The sequence below is a fragment of the Streptomyces sp. NPDC008092 genome, from assembly GCF_042957285.1.
Classification (GTDB): domain Bacteria; phylum Actinomycetota; class Actinomycetes; order Streptomycetales; family Streptomycetaceae; genus Streptomyces.
The window spans coordinates 708,040-729,612 of the sequence record NZ_JBIBHY010000004.1; the positions used below are offsets into that span (position 1 = coordinate 708,040).

The 21,573-nt window shown below is 70.3% G+C and carries 19 protein-coding genes and 3 pseudogenes; 14 read left to right on the forward strand and 8 right to left on the reverse strand.

From position 1 onward, the window contains the following. The first annotated feature begins 154 nt into the window (after window positions 1-154). A complete protein-coding gene (locus ACFZB3_RS16140; protein ID WP_391375605.1) occupies window positions 155-1,003 on the forward strand; it encodes a Scr1 family TA system antitoxin-like transcriptional regulator in 849 nt (282 codons plus the stop codon). Further along, the gene (locus ACFZB3_RS16145) at window positions 1,003-1,203 is read left to right on the forward strand and encodes a DUF397 domain-containing protein (protein WP_391375834.1); all 201 of its coding nucleotides are present in this window, start codon (window positions 1,003-1,005) and stop codon (window positions 1,201-1,203) included. The genes ACFZB3_RS16140 and ACFZB3_RS16145 overlap by 1 nt, the downstream gene beginning before the upstream one ends. Here ACFZB3_RS16145 and ACFZB3_RS16150 read toward each other — a convergent pair. After that, window positions 1,200-1,775, reverse strand: a complete 576-nt coding sequence (locus ACFZB3_RS16150; RefSeq protein ID WP_391375608.1) for a hypothetical protein — start codon at window positions 1,773-1,775, stop codon at window positions 1,200-1,202. The two genes, ACFZB3_RS16145 and ACFZB3_RS16150, sit on opposite strands and share 4 nt — an antisense overlap. A 102-nt stretch (window positions 1,776-1,877) precedes the next feature. On the opposite strand from ACFZB3_RS16150, the gene ACFZB3_RS16155 reads away from it, so the two are divergent. Together ACFZB3_RS16155 and ACFZB3_RS16160 are read left to right on the forward strand one after the other, a co-directional pair. Further along, entirely contained in the window at window positions 1,878-2,909 is a 1,032-nt protein-coding gene (locus tag ACFZB3_RS16155; RefSeq protein ID WP_391375611.1) for a hypothetical protein, read from the forward strand. 61 nt (window positions 2,910-2,970) lie between these two features. Next, window positions 2,971-3,633: an HAD-IA family hydrolase gene (locus ACFZB3_RS16160; RefSeq protein ID WP_391375614.1), complete on the forward strand. Its 663-nt coding sequence runs from the start codon at window positions 2,971-2,973 to the stop codon at window positions 3,631-3,633. Here the strand turns inward: ACFZB3_RS16160 and ACFZB3_RS16165 are convergent. Continuing rightward, a pseudogene (locus ACFZB3_RS16165) lies at window positions 3,614-3,844 on the reverse strand (transcriptional regulator); the annotation flags it as partial. The gene ACFZB3_RS16160 and the pseudogene ACFZB3_RS16165 overlap by 20 nt on opposite strands. Between ACFZB3_RS16165 and ACFZB3_RS16170 the strand changes: the two are divergent. Next, window positions 3,837-4,568 (forward strand): annotated as a pseudogene (locus ACFZB3_RS16170) (SAM-dependent methyltransferase); the annotation flags it as partial. The pseudogenes ACFZB3_RS16165 and ACFZB3_RS16170 overlap by 8 nt on opposite strands. Window positions 4,569-4,741: 173 nt before the next feature. On the opposite strand, the gene ACFZB3_RS16175 reads toward ACFZB3_RS16170, so the two are convergent. Next, window positions 4,742-5,227, reverse strand: coding sequence for a hypothetical protein (locus ACFZB3_RS16175; protein WP_391375617.1), 486 nt, complete (start codon window positions 5,225-5,227; stop codon window positions 4,742-4,744). A 289-nt stretch (window positions 5,228-5,516) separates the two neighbouring features. Here ACFZB3_RS16175 and ACFZB3_RS16180 point away from each other — a divergent pair, with 289 nt between their 5' ends. Beyond that, window positions 5,517-7,583, forward strand: coding sequence for a protein kinase (locus tag ACFZB3_RS16180; protein ID WP_391375620.1), 2,067 nt, complete (start codon window positions 5,517-5,519; stop codon window positions 7,581-7,583). A gap of 31 nt (window positions 7,584-7,614) precedes the next feature. Here ACFZB3_RS16180 and ACFZB3_RS16185 read toward each other — a convergent pair whose 3' ends face one another. Next, on the reverse strand, window positions 7,615-8,091 hold the full coding sequence (locus tag ACFZB3_RS16185) for a DUF6924 domain-containing protein (protein ID WP_391375623.1): 477 nt from the start codon (window positions 8,089-8,091) through the stop codon (window positions 7,615-7,617). 416 nt (window positions 8,092-8,507) lie between these two features. On the opposite strand from ACFZB3_RS16185, the gene ACFZB3_RS16190 reads away from it, so the two are divergent. Then, window positions 8,508-10,451, forward strand: a complete 1,944-nt coding sequence (locus tag ACFZB3_RS16190) for an N-acetylmuramoyl-L-alanine amidase (protein WP_391375626.1) — start codon at window positions 8,508-8,510, stop codon at window positions 10,449-10,451. Window positions 10,452-10,601: 150 nt separating this feature from the next. Here ACFZB3_RS16190 and ACFZB3_RS16195 read toward each other — a convergent pair whose 3' ends face one another. Next, the gene (locus tag ACFZB3_RS16195) at window positions 10,602-11,306 is read right to left on the reverse strand and encodes a Clp protease N-terminal domain-containing protein (protein WP_391375629.1); all 705 of its coding nucleotides are present in this window, start codon (window positions 11,304-11,306) and stop codon (window positions 10,602-10,604) included. A 175-nt stretch (window positions 11,307-11,481) separates the two neighbouring features. Between ACFZB3_RS16195 and ACFZB3_RS16200 the strand changes: the two genes are divergently transcribed. The 3 genes from ACFZB3_RS16200 (at window position 11,482) to ACFZB3_RS16210 (ending at window position 13,768) form a co-directional block, all read left to right on the forward strand. After that, window positions 11,482-12,003, forward strand: a complete 522-nt coding sequence (locus ACFZB3_RS16200; protein WP_391375632.1) for a SigE family RNA polymerase sigma factor — start codon at window positions 11,482-11,484, stop codon at window positions 12,001-12,003. A gap of 29 nt (window positions 12,004-12,032) precedes the next feature. Next, on the forward strand, window positions 12,033-13,328 hold the full coding sequence (locus tag ACFZB3_RS16205; protein WP_391375635.1) for a hypothetical protein: 1,296 nt from the start codon (window positions 12,033-12,035) through the stop codon (window positions 13,326-13,328). 137 nt (window positions 13,329-13,465) lie between these two features. Beyond that, window positions 13,466-13,768: a hypothetical protein gene (locus ACFZB3_RS16210; RefSeq protein WP_382722215.1), complete on the forward strand. Its 303-nt coding sequence runs from the start codon at window positions 13,466-13,468 to the stop codon at window positions 13,766-13,768. 10 nt (window positions 13,769-13,778) lie between these two features. On the opposite strand, the gene ACFZB3_RS16215 is transcribed toward ACFZB3_RS16210, so the two are convergent. Further along, window positions 13,779-14,810: a helix-turn-helix domain-containing protein gene (locus ACFZB3_RS16215; protein ID WP_391375639.1), complete on the reverse strand. Its 1,032-nt coding sequence runs from the start codon at window positions 14,808-14,810 to the stop codon at window positions 13,779-13,781. A 145-nt stretch (window positions 14,811-14,955) separates the two neighbouring features. Between ACFZB3_RS16215 and ACFZB3_RS16220 the strand changes: the two genes are divergently transcribed. The 4 genes from ACFZB3_RS16220 (at window position 14,956) to ACFZB3_RS16235 (ending at window position 19,216) form a co-directional block, all read left to right on the forward strand. After that, window positions 14,956-15,414 carry a hypothetical protein gene (locus ACFZB3_RS16220; RefSeq protein ID WP_391375642.1) on the forward strand — a complete coding sequence of 153 codons (459 nt, stop codon included), beginning with the start codon at window positions 14,956-14,958 and terminating at the stop codon, window positions 15,412-15,414. 85 nt (window positions 15,415-15,499) lie between these two features. Further along, window positions 15,500-17,008: an alginate lyase family protein gene (locus ACFZB3_RS16225; RefSeq protein WP_391375645.1), complete on the forward strand. Its 1,509-nt coding sequence runs from the start codon at window positions 15,500-15,502 to the stop codon at window positions 17,006-17,008. A gap of 139 nt (window positions 17,009-17,147) precedes the next feature. After that, window positions 17,148-18,842 (forward strand): cytochrome c oxidase subunit I, encoded by a 1,695-nt coding sequence (ctaD, locus tag ACFZB3_RS16230; RefSeq protein ID WP_391375648.1) that lies wholly within the window; start codon window positions 17,148-17,150, stop codon window positions 18,840-18,842. Further along, complete coding sequence (locus ACFZB3_RS16235) at window positions 18,839-19,216, forward strand: cytochrome C oxidase subunit I (protein ID WP_391375651.1); 378 nt, start codon at window positions 18,839-18,841, stop codon at window positions 19,214-19,216. Before ctaD ends, ACFZB3_RS16235 begins: the two co-directional genes overlap by 4 nt. A 54-nt stretch (window positions 19,217-19,270) precedes the next feature. Here the strand turns inward: ACFZB3_RS16235 and ACFZB3_RS16240 are convergent. Together ACFZB3_RS16240 and ACFZB3_RS16245 are read right to left on the reverse strand one after the other, a co-directional pair. Next, window positions 19,271-19,798, reverse strand: a pseudogene (locus tag ACFZB3_RS16240) (hypothetical protein); the annotation flags it as partial. A gap of 74 nt (window positions 19,799-19,872) precedes the next feature. After that, complete coding sequence (locus ACFZB3_RS16245) at window positions 19,873-21,192, reverse strand: DUF445 family protein (RefSeq protein ID WP_391375654.1); 1,320 nt, start codon at window positions 21,190-21,192, stop codon at window positions 19,873-19,875. Between the last annotated feature and the right edge of the window lie 381 nt (window positions 21,193-21,573).

Consider the following 21,573-nt stretch of genomic DNA (forward strand, 5'->3'; position numbering starts at 1 on the left):
TGCGCACTGACACTTCACGATGACTCCCAGTGACAGATTCGCAGCGGGGAATCCCTTCCTGCAACGTGCACGAAGGGATTCCTTCGTTAGGGTGATTGGTCTTTCGCACCTCTTCCGATGGGATGGATGTTCCGCTAACCCACGAGGAGTTGACATGGCCGGATCCCCCACGGCTCGCCGTCGCCGACTTGCGATCGAGCTCAAGCGGCTGCGCGAGGAGAGCGGCCTCACCTGTAGCCAGGTGGGCAAAGAGCTGGACTGGAGCAGTTCCAAGGTCAGCCGCATGGAGACAGGCCAGGGGCGCGTCCAAGCCTCAGATGTCGATGCGCTCTGCCGCTTCTACGCGACCCCTGAGGAGCTACGCGATCTCCTGAAGTCGCTTGCCAGAAGCTCCAAGACAAAGGGGTGGTGGCACGCCCAAAGCGATGCGATCCCGGCGTGGTTCTCCGTGTATGTCGGCCTAGAGCAGGCCGTCTCCAACTTGCGCAGCTATCAAGCAGAGTTCGTTCCAGGCCTACTGCAAACAGCCGAGTACGCGGCCGAGCAGTGCCGCGCATGGGTGGACCACACTTCGGAGGACGTTCAGCGCATGGTCGACGTCCGGATGCGCCGCCAGGAGCTACTCACCGGCGAGGGCGCGCCCGACCTATGGGCCGTTGTCCATCAGAGTGCGCTGGAGCACGTCGTCGGCAGCCGGCAGGTCATGATCCGTCAGCTCGAACGTATGCTGGAAATCAGCAAGTTGAAGAACGTGACCGTTCAGATCCTGCCGTTCGATGCGGGCGCCTATCCCACCACCGGGTCATACACGATCCTCGGATTCCCAGAGCATGAGGACCCCGATTTGGTCTACCGAGAGGGGCTCACCGATTCGGTATACCTCGAAGAACGCGAGGATGTGGCCCTTTACGCGAAGGCGTTTGATCACCTAAGGGCCCTGGCGCTCAGCCCTCAACGTTCAGCCCTACTGATCACTAGACTCTTGGAGGAGCATTCCCGATGATGTCATCGTCCAACACCCAGTGGCGCAAAAGTAGCTATAGCAACGGCATGGGGGGCGAGTGCCTCGAAGTGGCAGCACTCGCCAAGGCAATCGCAGTACGCGACTCCAAGGTTGCCTTGGGACCGCAGCTCATAGTGAACAACGCTGCATGGCAGGGCTTCATACAGACCCTAGCCCGCATAGAGTCAGAAAACCGCTAGCTGACCGGTTGCCGGGGATCACGGACAATCTCACCGGCCCGCTGGAGGAAGCTGGCATAAGCCTCCACCATCTCACCCCTAACCCGACCAAACATGGCCCAACCCGCACCCGGGCTCGAGGAACTCGCGTTCCTCATATGCAGCAAGGTACGCGTCGCCTCCACTGACTTTTCGGTGAGCGCATAGGCCAACGAATTAGCCTCATCTGGCCCCCACAGCGCCAATAGGCTGGTTTTGGCTTGGAGTTCCAGCGTTCGCTCATGCACCTCGCGACTTGTCGTTCCATCGAGCCCCTGCCCATTAAGGATTTCAGGTGTAATACGGGCGAATACATCATCTAGAGCCGCATAAGCCGCAATGAGGGCCGCGTAGGACTGATGCCGCTGGCTACGCACCCACTGCCAGTGCTCTGCCGCCGCCTGCCCATGCACCTGTGCCAGCGCAGCCTCAACTGCATTACGTCCGCCGACTTCCGCTCCACGCTTGGCATACCTGCCAGCGATCACAGCCCCAATGACTGCGGCTGCGAAGGCGATAACGCCCGAGACGACGGTGCCTATTGCGTCACTCATTGCACCATCCTCGCCCGTACCCACCTGCCACCACAACGCCTCTCGAAGCAACCTCGATCGCTCCCGGCACACCGTGTGCGCGAGAACCATTAGCCTCGACTCATGACAACACCCACACCAGGGTTTCAGCCCGGCGCCATCCTCACACGCGCGCAAATCCATCCCGTACTCGGCGGCAGTGGCTACGCCGGAATCTGCCCAGCAGCGGAGAAAAGGAACGTTCTGCTGTTTTCCGACAGCAAGATCGGTGAGCGCTACGGGTATCGCGACGGATGGCTCGCCGAAGATGACGACATCGGCCCCATATTCACGTACACCGGAGCCGGGAAGCAGGGCGACCAAACCCTCAACGGCGGGAACGCCGCAATCCTCGACCATGCGAGCAAGGGGCGCACCCTGCACCTTTTCATAGCTGTAGGCAAGGTGCCAGGTAGCGACACTCGCACACATAGATATATAGGGAGGTTTAGACTTGACGAACGCACGCCATTCGAGATACGCGAAGCCAAGGATGAACTAAGTCAGGATCGCAGCGTCATCGTCTTCCGCTTACGCCCCATCGGCTCTTTCATTCGGGAGACTTCCGACACTCTGCAGCCAACTCCCACTTCTAGATTTCGATTCAATCGGACCGGCGGACGCCGCGATCGGGCATACCGGCGGCAGCGACGGCAACGCCAGCAGCCAACCTACGCTACCCAGATAGAAGCAGCCCGCGATGATCTAGCGGAAGCCTTCGAAGAGCGCGAAACTGCAGCCGGGCACCCCCTCGTTCAACTCGAACTATCGATGCGGAACTCGACGTCTCAACTTTCGTTCGACCTCTACAACCAAACAAACAACACGGTATACGAGCCGACGGCCAGCGCAGCAAGCGAGTCCATCAATCAGGCTCTTGCTCAACTCCTCAACGCTCGGCACTACATGAGGGAACTCGTCCACGATCAATCCCTCCACTTCATGGTATTGACGCCATCACTTCCCCGTGAAGATCTCCGGGACCTTCTCGCCGAACACGGGATTGGCATCGTGTATCGAAACGACAGCGGCGGATTCTCCGAGTTCGACAACCCCACGATCTCGAACGGCAGGTCACGAGGCTTCCGTTGCGTAGATTGCCCCGTGCTCGCCTAGCGGCACCGAATTTCGGTGTCCTGCAGAGGCCAGTCGAACTGCACCCCGATACTCTTCCTCCATGATCCGCGCAGTCGTCTTCGACGTAGGTGAGTGCCTGGTAGACGAGACCCTGGAGTACGGGACCTGGGCCGACTGGCTAGGCGTGCCGCGTCACACCTTCCACGCGATGTTCGGAGCCGTGATCGCGCAAGGACGGGACTACCGGGAGCTCTTCCAGGAGTTCCGGCCCGGGTTCGACCTCTACGAAGAGCGGGAGAAGCGGGCCGCTGCCGGGCAGCCGGAGTCCTTCGGGGAGGAGGATCTCTACCCGGACGTCAGGCCCGCGCTTGCCGCTCTCCGGGCGGGCGGGCTCTGGCTCGGGATCGCCGGGAACCAGACCGTCCGGGCAGGTCGGATTCTGCGGGAGCTGTTCTCCGACGACGTCGATCTGATCGGTACGTCGGACGACTGGGGGGCCAGTAAGCCCGACCCGGAGTTCTTCAAGCGGGTCGGCGATGCCGTGCCGTTCGACGTGGACGAGATCCTGTACGTCGGGGACCGCTGCGACAACGACATCCGTCCCGCCCGGCAGGCCGGCATGCACACCGCCCTCGTGCGCCGCGGGCCTTGGGCCACCATCCAGTGGAGCGAACCGGCGGCCAGGGAGCTGCCGACCTTCCGGATCGAGGGGCTGCTCGAACTCTCCGAACTAGTCCAGCAGTTCAACGGCCCAGTGCGCTGAGGGTCGTCGACCAGTCGTACAGACGGTCGTCGAGGTCTCGTACGCAACGCTCGGCCTGGTGAGGAGCGAGTGCCCGGCGTACCTCTCGCACCCGGTCCATGCCGGTCGCGTACCAGGTGACCGCCAGCTGATCGAGGGCCCTGCCCGCGTACTCACAGGCCTGCTCCGGGTTTCCGGAAGTCGCCTCGACAGTGGCCAGGTCCACGAGTATCGACGTCGATCCGGACCGGCTGGCGGGGGCGGCCGACGCCCTGTACAGCTGCGGCTACACGCCAACCCTGGCTCTGGCGGACGGACGGTACGGCTATTGGCCTGAGGCTCGCTTCGATCGGATCGTGGCCGCCTGTTCCTTCCGTTCCGTGCCGGACACGCTCATCGCGCAGACCCGGCCGGGCGGAAAGATTCTGCTCACGCTGTCCGGCTGGTTGTACGGCTATGCGCGCGTGCTTCTCACGGTCGCCGAAGACGGTAGCGCGGAGGGGCCGCTGCTGCCGGGCACCATCTCCTTCATGTCGGTTCGGGCCCACGCCGCTCCGGCCTTCGGGAACCCCGCCCACTGGGCAGCGGGGCTGCCGGAGAGGGCTAGGGCGGCGCGGTACGGGCCGGAGCGGATCACAGCAGCCACTCCGGAGGCGTTCCATCTGCGCTTCCTCGCCCAATGCGCGGTGCCCTACGCCCAGATGACCACGGTGGGGAAGGTCGTGCATCTGGTCGACGTCGTCCATGGCTCTGCCACGTCGCTCACCCCGCGCGACGGTGGGTGGGAGGTACGGGAGGCCGGGCCTGTGCGGTTGTGGGAGCGTATTGAGAGAGTCGTCGACGCCTTCGACGCTGCCGGTCGGCCTGAAGCCGATCTGTTCCGGCTGCGGGTGAGCGGTGGCAAGCAGCAATTGTCGAATCCGCAGATGCCCGGACTTGAGTTGCCCAGGTCTTGAGCCCGATGCCGACAGCGACGAGCCCTGAGATCGCGGTCGCGGCGCTGGGGAGTTGGGCGGACAAGCTGCCGTTTCCCGTGGAGCCCAAGCTCTGAGGCCTGCCGTGTACGGCAGACCGGGAAACCGCCGCCACCGCAGCGCCGCCCAGGTCGTCCCGCCGCCGCGGAAGGTGCTCAGAACTGGAAGGGTGCGGGGAACAGGAAGCTGGTCGGGTGGCAGGTGAACGTGACGCCGTACAGCGTGAACGTCAGCCTGCCGGCGATGGCGTCCAGGGTGCTTCCGGGGGTGACCGTGCCCTGGAGCCAGCCCAGGTAGAGAGGGTCGCCCGCGGCCATGTACGGGTTCAGGTCTCCGGTGAAGGTGGTCGAGGTCCAGGTGCTGGTGTCGACGAGCACCAGGGTGGCGGGGACGGAGAACGCCGGGACGGCGATGGGGACGGTCAGCGAGGGCAGCTCGACGGTGATCGTCGCGTCGGTGCCGTTCTGGGTGGCAATGAAATCGGCGGGGGACGACCCGAGGGTTCCGCAGTCGAAGGAGGCCGAGGCCCAGGTCGGTGTCACGGCACTCGCCCCGGGAGCCAGTGCCACGGTGCCGGCCAGCAGTGCGGCGGAGGCGGTGGCGATCACCGCGGTGCGTAACTTCCCTTTGCTGCGTCTCATGATCACTCCCCTTGTGGAGGACTCGCGTTCCCGACGTCGCGTCGGATGTCGGCCACATTGACGCGCAGGGATCACGAGAAGGCAAGCGGCGTGGAGGGTCTCGTATGTCCGAGGCCCCTGCGGGACGGCCGTGTCGGTGCCGGCTCTCGTCGGCCGGGGTCGGGGTCGGGGCCGGGCTCGTGGGATCGGCTCTGACCGCACGGGCAGGATCGAGGGCAACAGGGCTTTGTCGAAGGGTTGTTGCGTTATTCTCGCGATCTCATGCGGCACGCGAGAGACCTGGATTGCCATGCCTGACCACTACCGCAGCGGGTCCGATGCGATGGCCTACGCGGCGGCCGGTATGGAACCGCCCCCTCCGGTCCCGTTGCGGAAGAGCGATCCCGTGCGGGTCGGCCCGTACGTGCTGGTCTCGGTGCTGGGCAGCGGTGCGATGGGACGGGTCTATCTGGGCCGGGACGCCGGTGGAGGTGCGGGGCGGGCCGCCGTCAAGGTGGTGCGGCCCGAGTACGCGGAGGATCCGCTCTTCCGCAAGCGGTTCGACCGCGAGGTCAGCGCCCTGGGGCGGGTCCAAGGAGCGCACACCGCACGGTTGTTGGGCAGCGGCACCGACGGGGATCTGCTGTGGGTGGCGACCGAGTACATACCGGGGCCCACACTCGCCGAGGCCGTCGACGCGCGCGGGCCGATGGCCGCGGAGGCCGCCTGGCGGCTGGTGGCGGACCTGGCGCGGGCGGTCGAGGCGGTGTGGCGGCAGGGCATCGTCCACCGCGACCTCAAGCCGTCCAACGTGATCCTGGCGGCCGACGGGGCCCGCGTCATCGACTTCGGGATCGTCCAGGCCACCGACGCCACCTCGATCACCGTCACGGGCCAGAACGTGGGCACGCCCGCCTTCATGTCCCCGGAACAGGTCCGGGGCGTCGAGGTGACGGCCGCGTCCGACGTCTTCTCGCTGGCCTCCACCCTGGCGTACGCGGTCGCGGGGACACCGCCGTTCGGCGAGGGGACGGGGGTCGACGTCCTGCACCGGGTCGCCTTCGACCCGCCCCGGGAGGAGGTCCTCGGCAAGGTGACGGCCGCGGATCCGGAGCTGGGCGCGTTCGTGCGCGCCTGTCTGGACAAGGATCCCGAGTCCCGGCCCGCACCGGACGAGGTGTTCCGGACGGCCATCGGGCATCAGCTCGCGGCACCGGTCCCCGCACCGACCCGGCCGGCGCGGCCGACCCGACCGCCGCGGCCGACCCGACCGGCGCGGGCATCGCGCGGGAGTGGCGGGGTGCGCGGGACGGGCGCGACCGGCGCGACCGGCGGGGCTCGGTCTGCGGGCGGGGCGTTCGCCGCCGTGCCGCCGCCGACGCATCCGCCCGTCGGACCGGCCACCGTGCCCGGCACGGCCGAGGGCCGTCGCAAGCGCGGAAGGGCACTGGTGGGAGCGGTGGCGGCGACTGCCGTCCTGATCGGCGGCGGCGTCACCGTGGCGGTGCTGTCCGGGCGGGGCGGTCCCGCGGCCGCCGGTTCCGTGCCGCCGTCCGCCCTCTCCGCGACCGGCGATCCGGCCGCGCCGCCCGGCACCCCGTCCGCGTCGGGCTCCGCGTCGGGCTCCCCTTCCGCGACGGCCTCGACGAGCAAGGAGCCGACGGCCGCCGGCTCGACGAAGGCGCCGTCGCAGCACCCCCCGGTCTCGGACCTGCGGTCCGCGCCCTGTCCCGACGAGATCGCCGCCGGGACCTCGGCCGCGTGCGTCACCCTCCTGCAGAGCCTGCTCAACGCCCACGGGCTGTACGTCCCGGTCGACGGGGACTTCGACGCCGTGACCCGCGCCGCCGTCAAGGCCTTCCAGACCGCGACGGGAACCGATGTCGACGGCAAGGTCGGCCCGGAGACCAAGAGGCTGCTCTACGGCCCGCGCGGTCCGGTGCGGTCCGGCGCGGTCACCGTGACCGAGATCATCAACGGCGCGCCGGGCCCCCGCTGCCTCGGTGCCGGTGCGGACGGCACGGACGTCCGGATCTGGGAGTGCGCGGACGTCGCCAAACAGAAGTGGGCGCTGTACGCCGTTCCGGGGCGGGACGCGCAGTACATCGTCGTCAACCGGGGCAGCCGCCTGTGTCTGGAGGCCGACAGCGCCGGCTCCGGCCAGAACGGCCACGGAATCCACGGCAGGGCCTGCGACGGGCTGCCCGGACAGCGGTGGAGGCTCGGCGCCTCGGGGCCGGACGGGGGTCAGGCCCTGGTCAGTCTTCCGGACGGCTTCTGCCTGGACGCGGAGGCCGCCACGTCCGGCCAGGACGGCCAGCGGATCCAGGCGTGGAGCTGCGCCGGCAACGGCAACCAGGCGTGGACCTGGTCCTGACGCCGTCGGCGGGGTGCTCGGGCAGTTCGCCTCAGAAGGACCGGTAGACGCCCTCGCCGTCGTCGTGGGCCCACGCCGCGTACTCCTCGAAGCCCAGGTTGCCGATGCTCAGGTTCGCGTGGATGTCGTGGACGCCTGCCGGGACGGTACGGAACTCGGTGCCGAACTCGGTCAGTTGCTCGTAGTCCTCGTCGTCCACGCATTCCTCGCGGGTGAGGGTGGTGACCGCGAGCAGCGGGTGGCTCCCGGTCCGCATGGTCGTGCGGTCGGCCAGGAACACCACGGCGAGGTTCTCGTCGGCGGAGACCGCGGGAAGTATCTCGGCGGCGGCCGCGTCCGCCCAGGCCGGGTCGTCGACGAAGTGGACGCATGCCTCGTACGCGCCGTCTCCCCAGGGCGCCAGCAGCTCCGCCGTCACGTCCTGCCAGGCTCGGTCGTCCTCGTAGTCGGTCCTGACGACCAGGGCGTCGAACTCTTTGCGGTCGGTGACGGCGGGCAGCGCTCTCATGATGCTCTTCTCTTCGGCGGGGCTCGGTGACCGGTTGTGCCCGACTGTCTCATGCCGGGCGGGCCGGGCGGGCCGGGCCGGCAGGGGTTGGCAGGGGTTGGCAGGGGTTGGCCCGGGCCGGTTCCTGTCGAGGGGCCCGAGAAGGCAGGCGGCACCCGTCGCGGACGTGGTGTTCACGGAAACGTCGCCCGCCGGGTGACGCCCTTCACCACAGCTCCACATACACAAGTACCCCGTTTTCGACGGCAGTTGACGCACGTTCGCCCTGAGGGGGATCATCCACTTTCAGGCGTCGACGGACGGAGCCCCGCGTAGGGCGCGGGGCCGTGTGCGTACCGGGGCGGTCGATGAACCGATGGCCCGTCGTACGCATCCTCCATTCCGCCATCTGATCCTCCGAGGTCCGGGGACTTTTCATGAGTTCAAGCAATTCCAGACGCGCAGACGCGTCGAAGCGTCGCCGTCCGGCCGCGCTGACCGCCGTTGCCGCGCTCGCCGTGCTGGGCGGGGCGGGTGTGCCGGTGCCGGCGCTGGCCGCCGGGGCGGCCGCGGGTACGGCCGCGGGCGCCGTGAACAGCACGCTGCAGCAGGAGTTCACGGCCGCCGCCGACGCGTACCACGTGCCGCGTCAGGTGCTGCTGGCCGTGGCGTACCAGGAGTCGGCCTGGGACACGCATGCCGGGCAGCACAGCACCGACGGCGGGTACGGGCCGATGCATCTCACGGACGTCACGCCCGCGATGATGGCCGGCGGCGACGCGGGGGCCGCGGGGCGCGGGGAGTTGGCGAAGCTCGCCGCCGCGCCGGCGCTGCACACCCTCCAGGCCGCCGCCAAGCTGACCGGGCTGTCGGTGGCGGAGCTGCGCACCGATCCGGCGGCCAACATCCGTGGGGGTGCGGCGCTGCTCGCCTCCTACCAGGAGGACGTGACCGGGTCCGGCACGAAGGCCTCCGCCGATCCCGGCAACTGGTACGGGGCCGTGGCCCGTTACAGCCAGGCCACCGAGCGGCAGGGCGCCGCCTCCTTCGCCGGGCGCGTGTTCGCCACCATCAAGAAGGGGGCCGGGCGCACCACGGCCGACGGCGCCCACGTGACGCTGGCGGCCGACAGCGATGTCGACCCGGCCACCGCGCAGTTGAAGGCTCTGGACCTGAAGTCCGCGGCGGACACCGGCACCGAGTGCCCGGCCACCGTCGCCTGTACGTTCGTGCCGGCGTCGGCGTCCAACGGGCAGGTCTCCAACCGGCCCGCCAACGGCATCCGGATCGACAGCATCGTCATCCACGACACGGAGACGTCGTACGACGCCGCCGTAAACCTCTTCACGCAGCCGGGCGGGTCCGCCGCGCACTACGTCATGCGGTCCTCGGACGGCGCGGTGACGCAGATGGTGCCGACGAAGGACCTCGCCTTCCACGCGGGCAACTACTCCACCAACATGCACTCGATCGGCATCGAGCACGAGGGCTACGCCGCGCACGGTGCCACCTGGTACACCGAGGCGCAGTACGAGGCCACGGCCGACCTCGTGAAGTACCTCGCCGACCGGTTCGGCATACCGCTGGACCGCGAGCACATCATCGGCCACGACAACGTCGCCGGGCCGAAGTCGTCCCTCGTCTCCGGCATGCACTGGGACCCGGGCCCGTCCTGGGACTGGAACCACCTCATGGACCTGCTCGGAGTGCACACCGGGCGGCACGGGGTCGGTCCCGTCGGCTCGGTGGTGACCATCGCTCCCCGGTTCGAGAAGAACCTCCAGACCGTGCAGATCTGCCCCTCCGACGACCCGACCGGCGCCACCACCGCCTGCACCGAGACGCAGCAGGCGTCGGACTTCGTCTACCTGCGCACCGCGCCCAGCGACACCGCGCCCCTCTTCGGGGACCAGGCGCTGCACCCCGGCGCGGCCGGCACCGACCGGATCAACGACTGGGGCAGCACGGCCGCGGCGGGGCAGCAGTTCGTGGTCGCCGACCAGGACGGCGACTGGACGGCCGTCTGGTACAGCGGCTCGAAGGTGTGGTTCTACAACCCGCACGGCTGCAACACCGCGCCCGCCCACGGCGTGAAGGTGATCTCGGCGGCCGGCGACTCGGCGGTGGCGGTGTACGGGTCCAGTTACCCGGACGCCGCCGAGTACCCCGCGGGTCTGTCGCCGTCGACGCAGGCCGCGCTGAGCATGTACACCGTCCCGGCCGGTCAGGCGTACGTGGCCACCACGGCGCCGTCCCTCACGGACGACTTCTTCCCGTCCAGCGGCACGGTCGTCACCGGCGGCAAGGCGATGTACACCATCCAGTACAACCACCGGGTCGCCCTCGTGTACGCCGCGGACGTCACAGCGACCGACGGCTGACGGCCGACGGCTGACGGCTGACGGCTGACGGCTGACGGCTGACGGCTGACGGCTGCAAACGCCTCGCGGCCCGTCGGCCCGTCGGCCGCACGCCGACACACGCGCGTGCTTGTGTGCCCAGGAGGTTCCGGCCTCCTGGGCACCACTCGTTCAGCGGCCGTCGCGCGCGGCGAGCCGCCGGGTGATCTCGGTCTTGACGGTCTCGTGGAGTTCCTCCGACGTGAAGCCGAGGTCGCGCAGGATCCGCGCGGCCGGGCTCTGCGCGACGCGGACCAGGCCCAGGAGCGTGTGCTCCGTGCCGACCCAGTCGTGACCGAGGTCGGCGGACGCGCGGCGGGCCTGGCCGATGGCCTCCTTGCTCTCCTCCCGGAACGCGATGTGACCTCGCGGTGCCTTCTTCCCGGCCGGCGGCAGCGCCTCCTGGACCGCGTCGCGGACGCGCTGCTCCGACCCGGTCTTCGCCACCAGCACCTCGTACGCCAGGCCCTGTGGTTCACCGAGCAGGCCGAGCAGGAGGTGTTCGGTGCCGATCAAGTCGTGCTTGTGCGTCCGGGCGGCCTCCTGGGCCAGCACGATGCTGTGCCGGTTCAGGTTGGTGAACCGCTCGAACGCGGCGGGCGTGTGGCGCTGCTGGGCGGCCTGCTTGGACACACCGATGGCGTCACCGATCTCGGTCCACGACGCGCCGGTCTGCTTGGCCTTGCTGACGTAGTGGTCGATGAGCTGGTCACCGAGGTCGGACAGGGTCTGGGCGCGCAGCCGGGCCTCGCTGACGCGGGCCAGTGCACCGGCTTCGGGGAGTTCCTCGTCGAGTCGGGCGATCAGGTCGGCAAGACTGATGTCGAGTGGGCTCATGCGTCAATTTTAAGTTGACGATCCCTCATCGTCAATCCGTAATTGACGATAGGCCGCGACCCGTGAACTTCCCCTGAGAATCCTTTGAAACATTTACCCCGGCCCACCGCATCAATGAGGTGAGCGGCGGAGCGCCGGGGACGGCGACGGGGACGGGGAGCGGGGGAGCTTGCGGATGAGTCTGAGAGCTGGGGAGGACTATGCCGAGTTCGCCGCGGCGCGGGCCGGGCATCTGTACCGGTCCGCCTGCCTGCTCACCGCCGGGGACACCCACCTCGCGGAGGACCTGGTGCAGGAGGCCCTCGGGCGGATCTACGTCCGCTGGGGCCGGGTCTCCCGCGCCGACAACCCCGCCGGGTACGCGCAGACCGTCCTCACCCGGACCTTCCTCGCCCACCGGCGGCGGTTCAGCAGCAGGGAGCGGGCCAGGGACACGTTTCCCGAACTGGCCGACACCGGTGCCGATACCGGCGGCACCGATCCCTCCCTGCGGCTGACCCTCCTCGACGCGCTGGCACGGCTGCCCGCCAAGGACCGGGCCGTCGTCGTCCTGCGGTACTGGGAGGACCGGTCGGTGCACGAGACCGCGGACGCGCTCAACATGAGCTCGGCCGCCGTCCGTACGCGGTGCGTGCGCGCCCTCGGGCGGTTGCGCGAGCTGCTGGGCGAGGACCTCGCCGAATACGCCCGCCCCTGACATCGACCTTGTGGAGACGGTGGTTCGTCATGCCCGTGGAGCAGCAGCACAACGACAGCTACAGCGACGGCGACGGCAGCAGTGAGCGCGCCTTCGAGGCGCGGCTCGCCGCCGCCCTGCACGACGCCGGCGACACCTTCGACACCGACCGGGGCGCGCTCGTCGCCGCCGGTACGGTGCGGGGGCGGCGGCTACGGCTGCGGCGCCGCACGACCGTGCTGGGCGGCGCCGCCGGGGTCGCGCTCGCCGGGGTCGGCGGGGGGCTGCTGGTGCCCTGGAGCGGGTCGCCGTCCGGACAGCCGCGGCCCCCCTCCGCCGTACGCACCACCCCGCACCCCACGTCCTCCCCCACCGCCCGCGCCATCACCTCGGACGAGATGATCAGCACCCTGGAGAAGCTGCTGCCCAAGGGGAAGTTCGGCAGGGCGGAGGGGCGGGGTGTCGACGCGAGCGAGCCGCTCGTGGCGCCGTACGCGCAGGTCGTGTTCGACGACGGGCGCGGCCCCGGCGCCGTCAGCGTCGCCGTCAACCGGGTGCTGCCGGGCGGGTACGCCGCCCTGCAGGCCGTCCTGTGCCCGGACAAGGTCTATGTCCCGTACGACAGTTGCGTCACCCGCCATATGCCCGACGCGTCCGTCGTCACCGTCGTCAAGAGGTACGAGTATCCCGACCGGCGGGTGGACACCAAGCTCTGGACGGCGGACCTCGTCACCCCGGACGGCCACCACGTCTCCATCAGCGAGTGGAACTCCCCGGCCGAGAAGGGCCTGCCGGTCAGCCGGGACGAACCGCCGCTGTCAGTCGACCAGTTGAAGGAGCTGGCGGCCGCACAGGAGTGGCGCGGGGTCGTCGACGCCATTCCCGAGGACCCCCGGCAGACCCAGGAACCGCCCATGGCGCAGGGGGGAGGCAGGGCGATCCGGCAGACTCTCGCCTCGCTCGTCCCGAAGGGGCTGAAGGTGGTGGGGCACGGGAGCGGTGACGACGACCAGTTCACCTACGTCGTGGTCGACGACGGCAAGGGGCGCAGCCTCGTCCAGATCAACGTGCAGCCGGGCATGTCCGACGTCGCGAAGCAGCTGTTCGGGGCCGGGTCCGAGACCCTCGCCGACGGGACGAGGGTCGCCGAGCGGAAGCAGCCCGGGGAGAAGGGCGGCGCCGGGGTCGTCATGTGGACCGTCGACACCATGCGCGCCGACGGCTTCCGCGTGGTGATCAGCGCCTTCAACTCCGGCTCCCAGCAGTCCGCCGCGACCCGTTCCGCCCCGGCCCTGACCATGAAGCAGCTCCGCGCGATCGCGCTCAGCCCCCAGTGGCGGTCCTAGGCCCGCCGGCGGCGTCGGGCCGACCCGAGTTGACAGGGGTCGACTCAGGTTCGCCGGATGCGGGCGGCGCCGGGCTAGCCTCGGGAGGTCCGGACCGAAGGCGGCAGCCGGACCGAAGGCGGCAGAAGGAGACAGGCATGGCCAGGGTTCCCAGTTCGGTGATCGCCGCGGGTGGGCTCGTCGGAGGGTACGGCGTGGCCCGGTGGACGAAGCAGCGGCCGCTGGGCGGAGCCGTGCTGGCCGTCGCCGGGGCCGCGGCCGCGCAGCAGTGGCGGCAGCGGGCGGGCGGGAAGGCGGCCGGGGCACTGTCCGCCGCGTACGTCGCCGCGTTCGCGGGGTCGCATCCGCTGGCCAAGAAGGTCGGCGCCTGGCCGTCCGTGCTCGGGGTGGCCGGGGCGGTGGCGCTGGCGTCCTGGGCCGTCGCGGACCGGCGCGCCTGAACCCCGTCGCCTAGGCGCCCGAAGTGGCGCCCGCGGTGGCGCCTGTGGCGGCGGCTGCGGTGGTGGTGCCTGTGGCGGCGCCCGCGGTGGCGTCCGAGGTACGGAAGGCCCGGCGGTAGGCCTGGGGGCTGGTGCCGACGACCCTCCTGAAACGTTCCCGGAAGGCTGTCGGGGAGCCGAAGCCCGACTGGGCCGCGATGCGCTCGACGGGGTGGGCGGTGGTCTCCAGCAGGTGCTGGGCCCTGCGCACCCGGGCCCGGTGCAGCCACTGCAGCGGGGTCGTGCCGGTCTGGTCGCGGAAGCGGCGGTTGAGGGTACGGGTGCTCATGCCGGCCCGGTCCGCGACCTCGTCCAGGGTGAGGTCGCGGCCGCAGTTGTCCTCCAGCCAGGCCAGCAGCGGCTCCAGGGTGGCGCCGGCCGGGGCCGGTGGCTGGTCGTGGACGATGAACTGGGCCTGGCCGCCCTCCCGTTCCAGCGGCATCACCGACATCCGGGCGGTGTGCGCGGCGACCGCCGAGCCGTAGTCCCGGCGGACCATGTGCAGGCACATGTCCATGGCCGCGGCCGCGCCCGCCGAGGTCAGGAACTGGCCGTTGTCGACGTACAGGACGTTCGGGTCGACGTCCACGCGCGGGTGCAGCGCGGCCAGGGCGTCGGCCGCGGCCCAGTGCGTGGTGGCGCGCAGGCCGTCGAGCAGGCCGGTGGCCGCGAGGACGAACGCCCCGACGCAGACCGACGCGATCCGGGTCCCGTTCGCCGCCGCCGCGTGCAGGGCCCCGGCGACCTCGGGCGGCAGCACGAAGGCGGTGTCCGCGACGCCGGGCACGATGACCGTGTCCGCCTCGGCCAGCGCGTCCAGCCCGTACGCCGCCCGCACGGTGAACGCGCCGCCCGCCGCGGTCACCTCGCCCGCCGGCCCGCACACCCGCACCCGGTAGGCGTCCCGGCCGTCGGGCAGCCGGGCCCAGCCGAAGGTGTCGATCGGCACGGTGAAGTCGGACGGGATGACCTGGTCCAGGACGAGTACGGCGACGGTGTGCATGGCAGGAACGTAGCCGTTCGACGGGTTTTCGCCAACCAGCGGCCCTGTTCACGCAGGGTGACACCTGCCGTACTGGCGAGAATCCGTCGAAGGGTGGCAGTACTGCCGCTTCTGCGCGATCATCCGGCCGCCTACGGTCGTCGCCGTGACCAAGTTCCTCCTCGCCGTCCATGTCCTCGCGGCGATCGTCGCGATCGGTCCCGTCACCGTCGCCGCCAGCATGTTCCCGCCGGCCGCCCGGCGCGCCATCGAGGCACCGGACGACGTCCGGGCCGCCGGGACCGTCCAGCTGCTGCACCGGATATGCCAGGTGTACGCCGTCGTCGGCGTCGTCGTCCCCGTGTTCGGGTTCGCCACGGCCGGCACCATGCATGTGCTCGGCAGCGCCTGGCTGATCACGTCGATCGCACTCACCGCGCTCGCGGCGCTCGTCCTCGCCGCACTGGTACTGCCCCGGCAGAGCGCGCTGGTGGAGGCCGGGGCGGGCGGCGGTACGCGGCAGATGACCGCCCGACTGGCCATGTACACCGGGGTGTTCAACCTGCTGTGGGCCGCCGTGACGGTGCTGATGATCGTGCGGCCGGGATCGACGACCGGCGCCTGACCGGCTCCCCCGGTTTCTGTTATCGAGGCCGTGCCGGTCCGTCTCCCAGGGCATGCACGTGACTCGACAGATCAGCCGCCGGACCATGTTGAAGGCCTCGGGAGCGGTGGTGGGGGCCGCCACCGGGACCGCCGCGGTGGGCGCTCCCGCGGCCGCCGCCGGGACCGGAGCCGGAACTGGAGCCGCCGGAACTGGAGCCGGAGCCGGAGCCGGGAGCTTCGCCCACCCCGGCCTGCTGCACACCCGTACCGACCTCGACCGGATGGCCGCCAAGGTGAAGGCCGGCGACGCGCCCTACACGGCCGGGTTCGCGAAGCTCACCGCCAACCGGCACGCGCAGACCGGCTGGCAGGCGCGGCCGCAGGCCGTGGTGTACCGGGGGTCGGGCACCCCGGAGAACTACTCGCTCCTCTACAACGACATCCACGCCGCCTACCAGAACGCCCTGCGCTATCACGTGACCGGCGAGAGCGCGTACGCCGACACCGCGGTCGCCGTCCTCAACGCCTGGTCCGCCACGCTCACCGCGGTCGACGGTTCCGCCGACCGGTTCCTGGCCGCCGGGCTGTACGGCTACCAGTTCGCCAACGCCGCCGAACTCGTCCGCGACCACGGGGACTTCGAGCTGGCCCGCTTCCAGGAGATGCTGAGCAGGCTCTTCGGCGCGGTGAGCGACGACTTCCTCGTCCGGCACAACGGCGCCGTCGTCTCCAACTACTGGACCAACTGGGACCTGGCCAACATGGCCTGCGTCCTCGCCACCGGCATCTTCTGCGACGACGGCGCGCAAGTCGCCCGCGCCGTCGACTACTTCAAGCACGGCGCCGGGCTCGGGGCGATCCGCAACGCCGTTCCGGTGGTGTACGACGACGGGCTGGGCGAGTGGCTGGAGGTGGGGCGCGACCAGGGGCACGCGCTGCTCGGGGTGGGTCTGATGGGCACGCTCTGCGAGATGGCGTGGAACCAGGGGACCGACCTGTACGGCTACGACGACAGCCGGTTCCTCAAGGGGGCGCAGTACGTCGCCAAGTGGAGCCTGGGCGGGCAGGTGCCGTTCACCGCGAGCACCCGGCGCAAGGGGGCGATCGGGGGATGGTCGGGGAGTGAGACGGTGACGGCCGCGGCGGGCGTCGATCCGTCGATGACCCGTCCCATCTGGGCGATGATCGCCAACCACTACACCAGGCGGCGGGGCATGTCGGCGACGTACGTCACCCGGATCGCGGCGAAGGCGGCGCCGGAGGGCGGGGGCGGCGACTACGGGCCGAACAGCGGGGGGTACGACCAGCTGGGCTTCGGGACGCTGGCGTTCACGCGGGAGCGGGTGAGCGAGGGGGAGGCGTCGGCGTCGCCGAGTCCGGCGGCATCCGGGACGCCATCGGCATCGGCATCGGCATCGGCATCGGCATCGGCGTCCGGGGCTGCGGCTACGGCTACGGCTGCGCCGGGGGCGTCCCCTTCGGCCACGGGCAAGGGGGACGATCTCGCCGCCACCGGGTCCGGGGACGTCGTCGGGTGGGCGGCGGCGACGGGGGTCGCGGCGCTGGCGGGCGGGCTGCTGTTGCTGCGGAGGCGGGGGCGCCGGGAGGGGTAGTGCGCGGTGCGCTTGCTCCACCCGTGGGTCCTGGCCGCCCGTTCGGCCGTATGCGGGCGGCTCAGGGCCTTCTCCGCCGGTCGCCAGCAGCCAGGATGGCCGGAGGATCACGCCATGGAGCGTCTGGAGACACACACCGGTGACCGTTCTCAACGAGCCCGAGCCCTCGGCCGTCCCCCATTACGACAGCGAGGTCCCGCTGCGGGGCCGGCAGCCCGGCAACGTCGTGGTGAAGTGGATGACCACCACCGACCACAAGACGATCGGCACGCTGTACCTCGCCACGTCGTTCGCGTTCTTCCTGATCGGTGGCGTGATGGCGCTGCTGATGCGCGCCGAGCTGGCCCGGCCGGGACTGCAGATCGTCTCGAACGAGCAGTTCAACCAGGCGTTCACGATGCACGGCACGGTGATGCTGCTGATGTTCGCGACGCCGCTGTTCGCCGGCTTCACGAACTGGATCATGCCGCTCCAGATCGGCGCCCCCGACGTCGCGTTCCCGCGGCTGAACATGTTCGCCTACTGGCTGTACCTGTTCGGCTCGACCATCGCGGTCGGCGGCTTCCTCACCCCGCAGGGTGCGGCCGACTTCGGCTGGTTCGCCTACTCGCCGCTGTCGGACGCGGTCCGCTCGCCGGGACTGGGTTCCGACCTGTGGATCATGGGGCTGGCCTTCTCCGGCTTCGGCACCATCCTCGGCGCGGTCAACTTCATCACCACGATCATCTGCATGCGGGCGCCGGGCATGACCATGTTCCGGATGCCGATCTTCACCTGGAACGTGCTGCTGACCGCGACCCTGGTCCTCTTCGCCTTCCCGGTCCTCGCCGCCGCGCTGTTCGCCCTGGAGGCGGACCGGAAATTCGGGGCGCATGTCTTCGACGCCTCGAACGGCGGAGCGCTGCTCTGGCAGCACCTCTTCTGGTTCTTCGGCCATCCGGAGGTGTACATCATCGCGCTGCCGTTCTTCGGCATCGTGACCGAGGTGTTCCCGGTCTTCGCCCGCAAGCCGGTCTTCGGCTACATGGGCCTGGTGGCGGCGACCATCGCGATCGCCGGCCTGTCCGTGACGGTGTGGGCGCACCACATGTACGTCACCGGCGGTGTGCTCCTCCCCTTCTTCGCCTTCATGACCTTCCTGATCGCGGTCCCGACCGGGGTGAAGTTCTTCAACTGGATCGGCACCCTGTGGAAGGGCTCGGTGTCGTTCGAGACCCCGATGCTGTGGGCCACGGGCTTCCTCGTGACGTTCCTGTTCGGCGGTCTGACCGGCGTCATCCTGGCCTCGCCGCCGATGGACTTCCACGTCTCCGACTCGTACTTCGTCGTCGCCCACTTCCACTACGTGGTCTTCGGCACGGTCGTCTTCGCGATGTTCTCCGGCTTCCACTTCTGGTGGCCCAAGTTCACCGGGAAGATGCTCGACGAGCGGCTCGGGAAGATCACCTTCTGGACGCTGTTCGTCGGCTTCCACGGCACCTTCCTGGTCCAGCACTGGCTCGGTGCCGAGGGCATGCCGCGCCGGTACGCCGACTACCTGGCGAGCGACGGCTTCACCGCCCTGAACACGGTCTCGTCGATCGGTTCGTTCCTGCTCGGCCTGTCGATCCTGCCGTTCCTCTACAACGTGTGGAAGACCGCCAGGTACGGCAAGCCGGTCGGCGTCGACGACCCGTGGGGCTACGGCCGTTCGCTGGAGTGGGCGACCTCCTGCCCGCCCCCGCGCCACAACTTCGTCACCCTCCCCCGCATCCGCAGCGAGTCCCCGGCGTTCGACCTGCACCACCCCGACATCGCCCTGGCCGAGGCCGAGGCCCACGGCGTCCACTCATGACCGACCCGGGGCACCGGGTGGGCGGCGGACCGCGGCCGGGAGCCGGCGGAGACCTCGGCAACGAGGTGGAGGGTTACCTGCTGTGGCGGGCCAGGATCGCGGAGGCCGAGCAGCGGGCGCGGGACTTCACCGGGCGCATGGACTGGCTGACCACGTGCCAGCGCGACGAGGTCGAGCGCCACTACGTCGACGACAGCCTGCGGCGCGCCCGGCAGGACCTCGAACGGATCGCCGCCCGGTGTGTGTCCCTGCGGGACGAGTACGAGCGGCGCTACCAGGGGCTCAGGGCGCGCTGCGTGGGATGGGCGGTGGCCGTGTGCGGGGGCGCCGCCTTCGTGGCGAGCGCGGTGACGGCCGTGTCGGTGGGGCGCTGAGCTACGCGGACGTCTTCGCCGGGCCGCTCCCCTCCTCTTCCGCCGATCCTCTTCCGCCGCCGCGGCCGTCGGCGGACGCGCGATGTCCTCCAGGGACCGGCGCTCCGCGTTCACCGCGCACGCCACCGCCACCAGCCCCGCCGCGCACATCAGCCCCGCCCCGATCCGGAACGACGGCGCCGTGTCGGCCACCTTCCCGGTCCCCGTCAGGTCGCCGAAGAAGGTCGTCAGGATCGCGCCGAAGCCGAAGGTGATCGCGTTGTAGTGGAACGCCTGGCCGACGAAGAGGGACAGGCCGAGGACGGCGCGGCGCCGGTAGTCGTGCAGGACCGTGCGGGCGATCTCGCCGAAAGTGATACCGGAGCGCTGGTGGATCACCAGTTCGCCCGCCGGTTCGGGCAGGCGCCTCGCGATGTGGCCGACGACCGTGACCTCCAGGCCGTCCAGGATCCAGACGGTTCCGAGGCCGATGACGATCGTCCAGTGCGAACGGGACCAGGGGAGCCGGTCCAGGCGGGCCGGGATGCGGGTGGTGACGGTCCGGCCGCCGCCCGCGCCCACGCCCGTGGCCGTACCGCCCATCGCGCCTCCTCGGCCGGGAGAAGTACCGGGTCCCGGTACCGGGATCCGCGGCCGAGTGCCCGGTTCCGGGCGCCCTACGCCCCCAGTGCTCGCGACACCGTGAAGATCAGCACGCCGGCCAGCGACCCCACCACCGTGCCGTTGATCCGGATGAACTGCAGGTCGCGGCCGATGTGCGCCTCGATCTTCCGGGTGGTGTGCTCGGCGTCCCAGCCGGCCACCGTGTCGGTGATCAGGGAGGTGATCTCCTTGCGGTAGGTCGACACGACGTGCACGGCCGCGCCCTCGACCCAGCTGTCGACCTTGTCCTGGACCTTGGGTTCCTGGGCCATCCGGGCGCCCAGGGAGATCAGGGAGGCGCGGACGCGCAGCCGCAGTTCGCTGCGCTCGTCCTCGGCAGCCGAGACGATCATGGAGCGTACGGCCGTCCAGGCGGACGCGATCAGGTCCTGCACCTCGCCGCGGCCCAGCACCTCGCCCTTGAGCCGCTCGACGCGGGCCCGGGTGTCGGTGTCGGACTGGAGGTCGTTCGCGAAGTCGGAGAGGAAGCGGTCGAGGGCGCCGCGGGCCGGGTGGGAGGGCATGTCCCGCATCTCGGAGCAGAAGCGCAGCAGCTCCTTGTAGACGCGCTCGCCGACGCGCCGGTCGACGAACCGGGGGGTCCAGCCGGGGGCGCCGCCCTGGACGGCGTCCATCACGGAGTCGCCGTGCAGCACCAGCCAGTCGTACGCGCGGGTGACGACGAGGTCCACGACGCGCTTGTGGCCGCCGTCGGCGACGACCCGCTCCAGCATCTTGCCGATGCCGGGGGCGATCTCCTGGGCGTCGGCGCGCCGGGTGATGGCCTCGCCGACGACCGCCTGGACGTCGGAGTCCCGCAGCACGGTGAGCGCGCCGCGGAGCGCTGTCGCGAGCTCGGCGGTCACCCGGTCGGCGTTCTTCGGCTCGGCCAGCCAGGCGCCGAGGCGGCTGCCGATGCCCACGGCGCGCAGGCGCTGGCGTACGACGTCCTGGGAGAGGAAGTTCTCGCCGACGAACTCGCCGAGCGAGACGCCGAGCTGGTCCTTCTTCGTGGGGATGATCGCGGTGTGCGGGATGGGCAGGCCGAGGGGGTGGCGGAACAGGGCGGTCACCGCGAACCAGTCGGCGAGCGCGCCGACCATGCCGGCCTCGGCGGCCGCGGCGACGTAGTCCGCCCAGGGGCCGGCACCGGCGGCGGACGCCCACTTCGCCAGGGCGTACACGAGGGCGACGAACAGCAGCAGGCCGGTCGCCGTGGTCTTCATGCGCCGTACGCCGCGCTGGCGCTCCTCGTCGGCGGGCGTGAAGGCGTTCATGGACTTGTACGACGGGGCAGCCGCCTCGCCGTCCACCGCTTCCGTACGTTCCGCCATCGACTCCACCCGTCCGCACCCGGCACCACCCTCACGGTGATCCCGCACCCATTGTCCCTACCTGACCTACTCCCGAACCGAAACAAGAGTTCCCACCACCGCCCCACCCCATCCCCACACCCGCCGCGACGGCGTGCAACCACGACGGTGGTGTTCGGCGGTGCCGGACCGGCCGGTGGGCACCCGCGGGCCGGTGGGGGCTCGGCGCGCAGTTCCCCGCGCCCCCTTGGGGCCGCCGCACCACCGTCGGTCGAAACATCCCGGCGTCTTCCTGGACCCACCGCTCCCCCACACCCGCCGCGACGGCGTGCAACCACGACGGTGGTGTTCGGCGGTGCCGGACCGGCCGGTGGGCACCCGCGGGCCGGTGGGGGCTCGGCG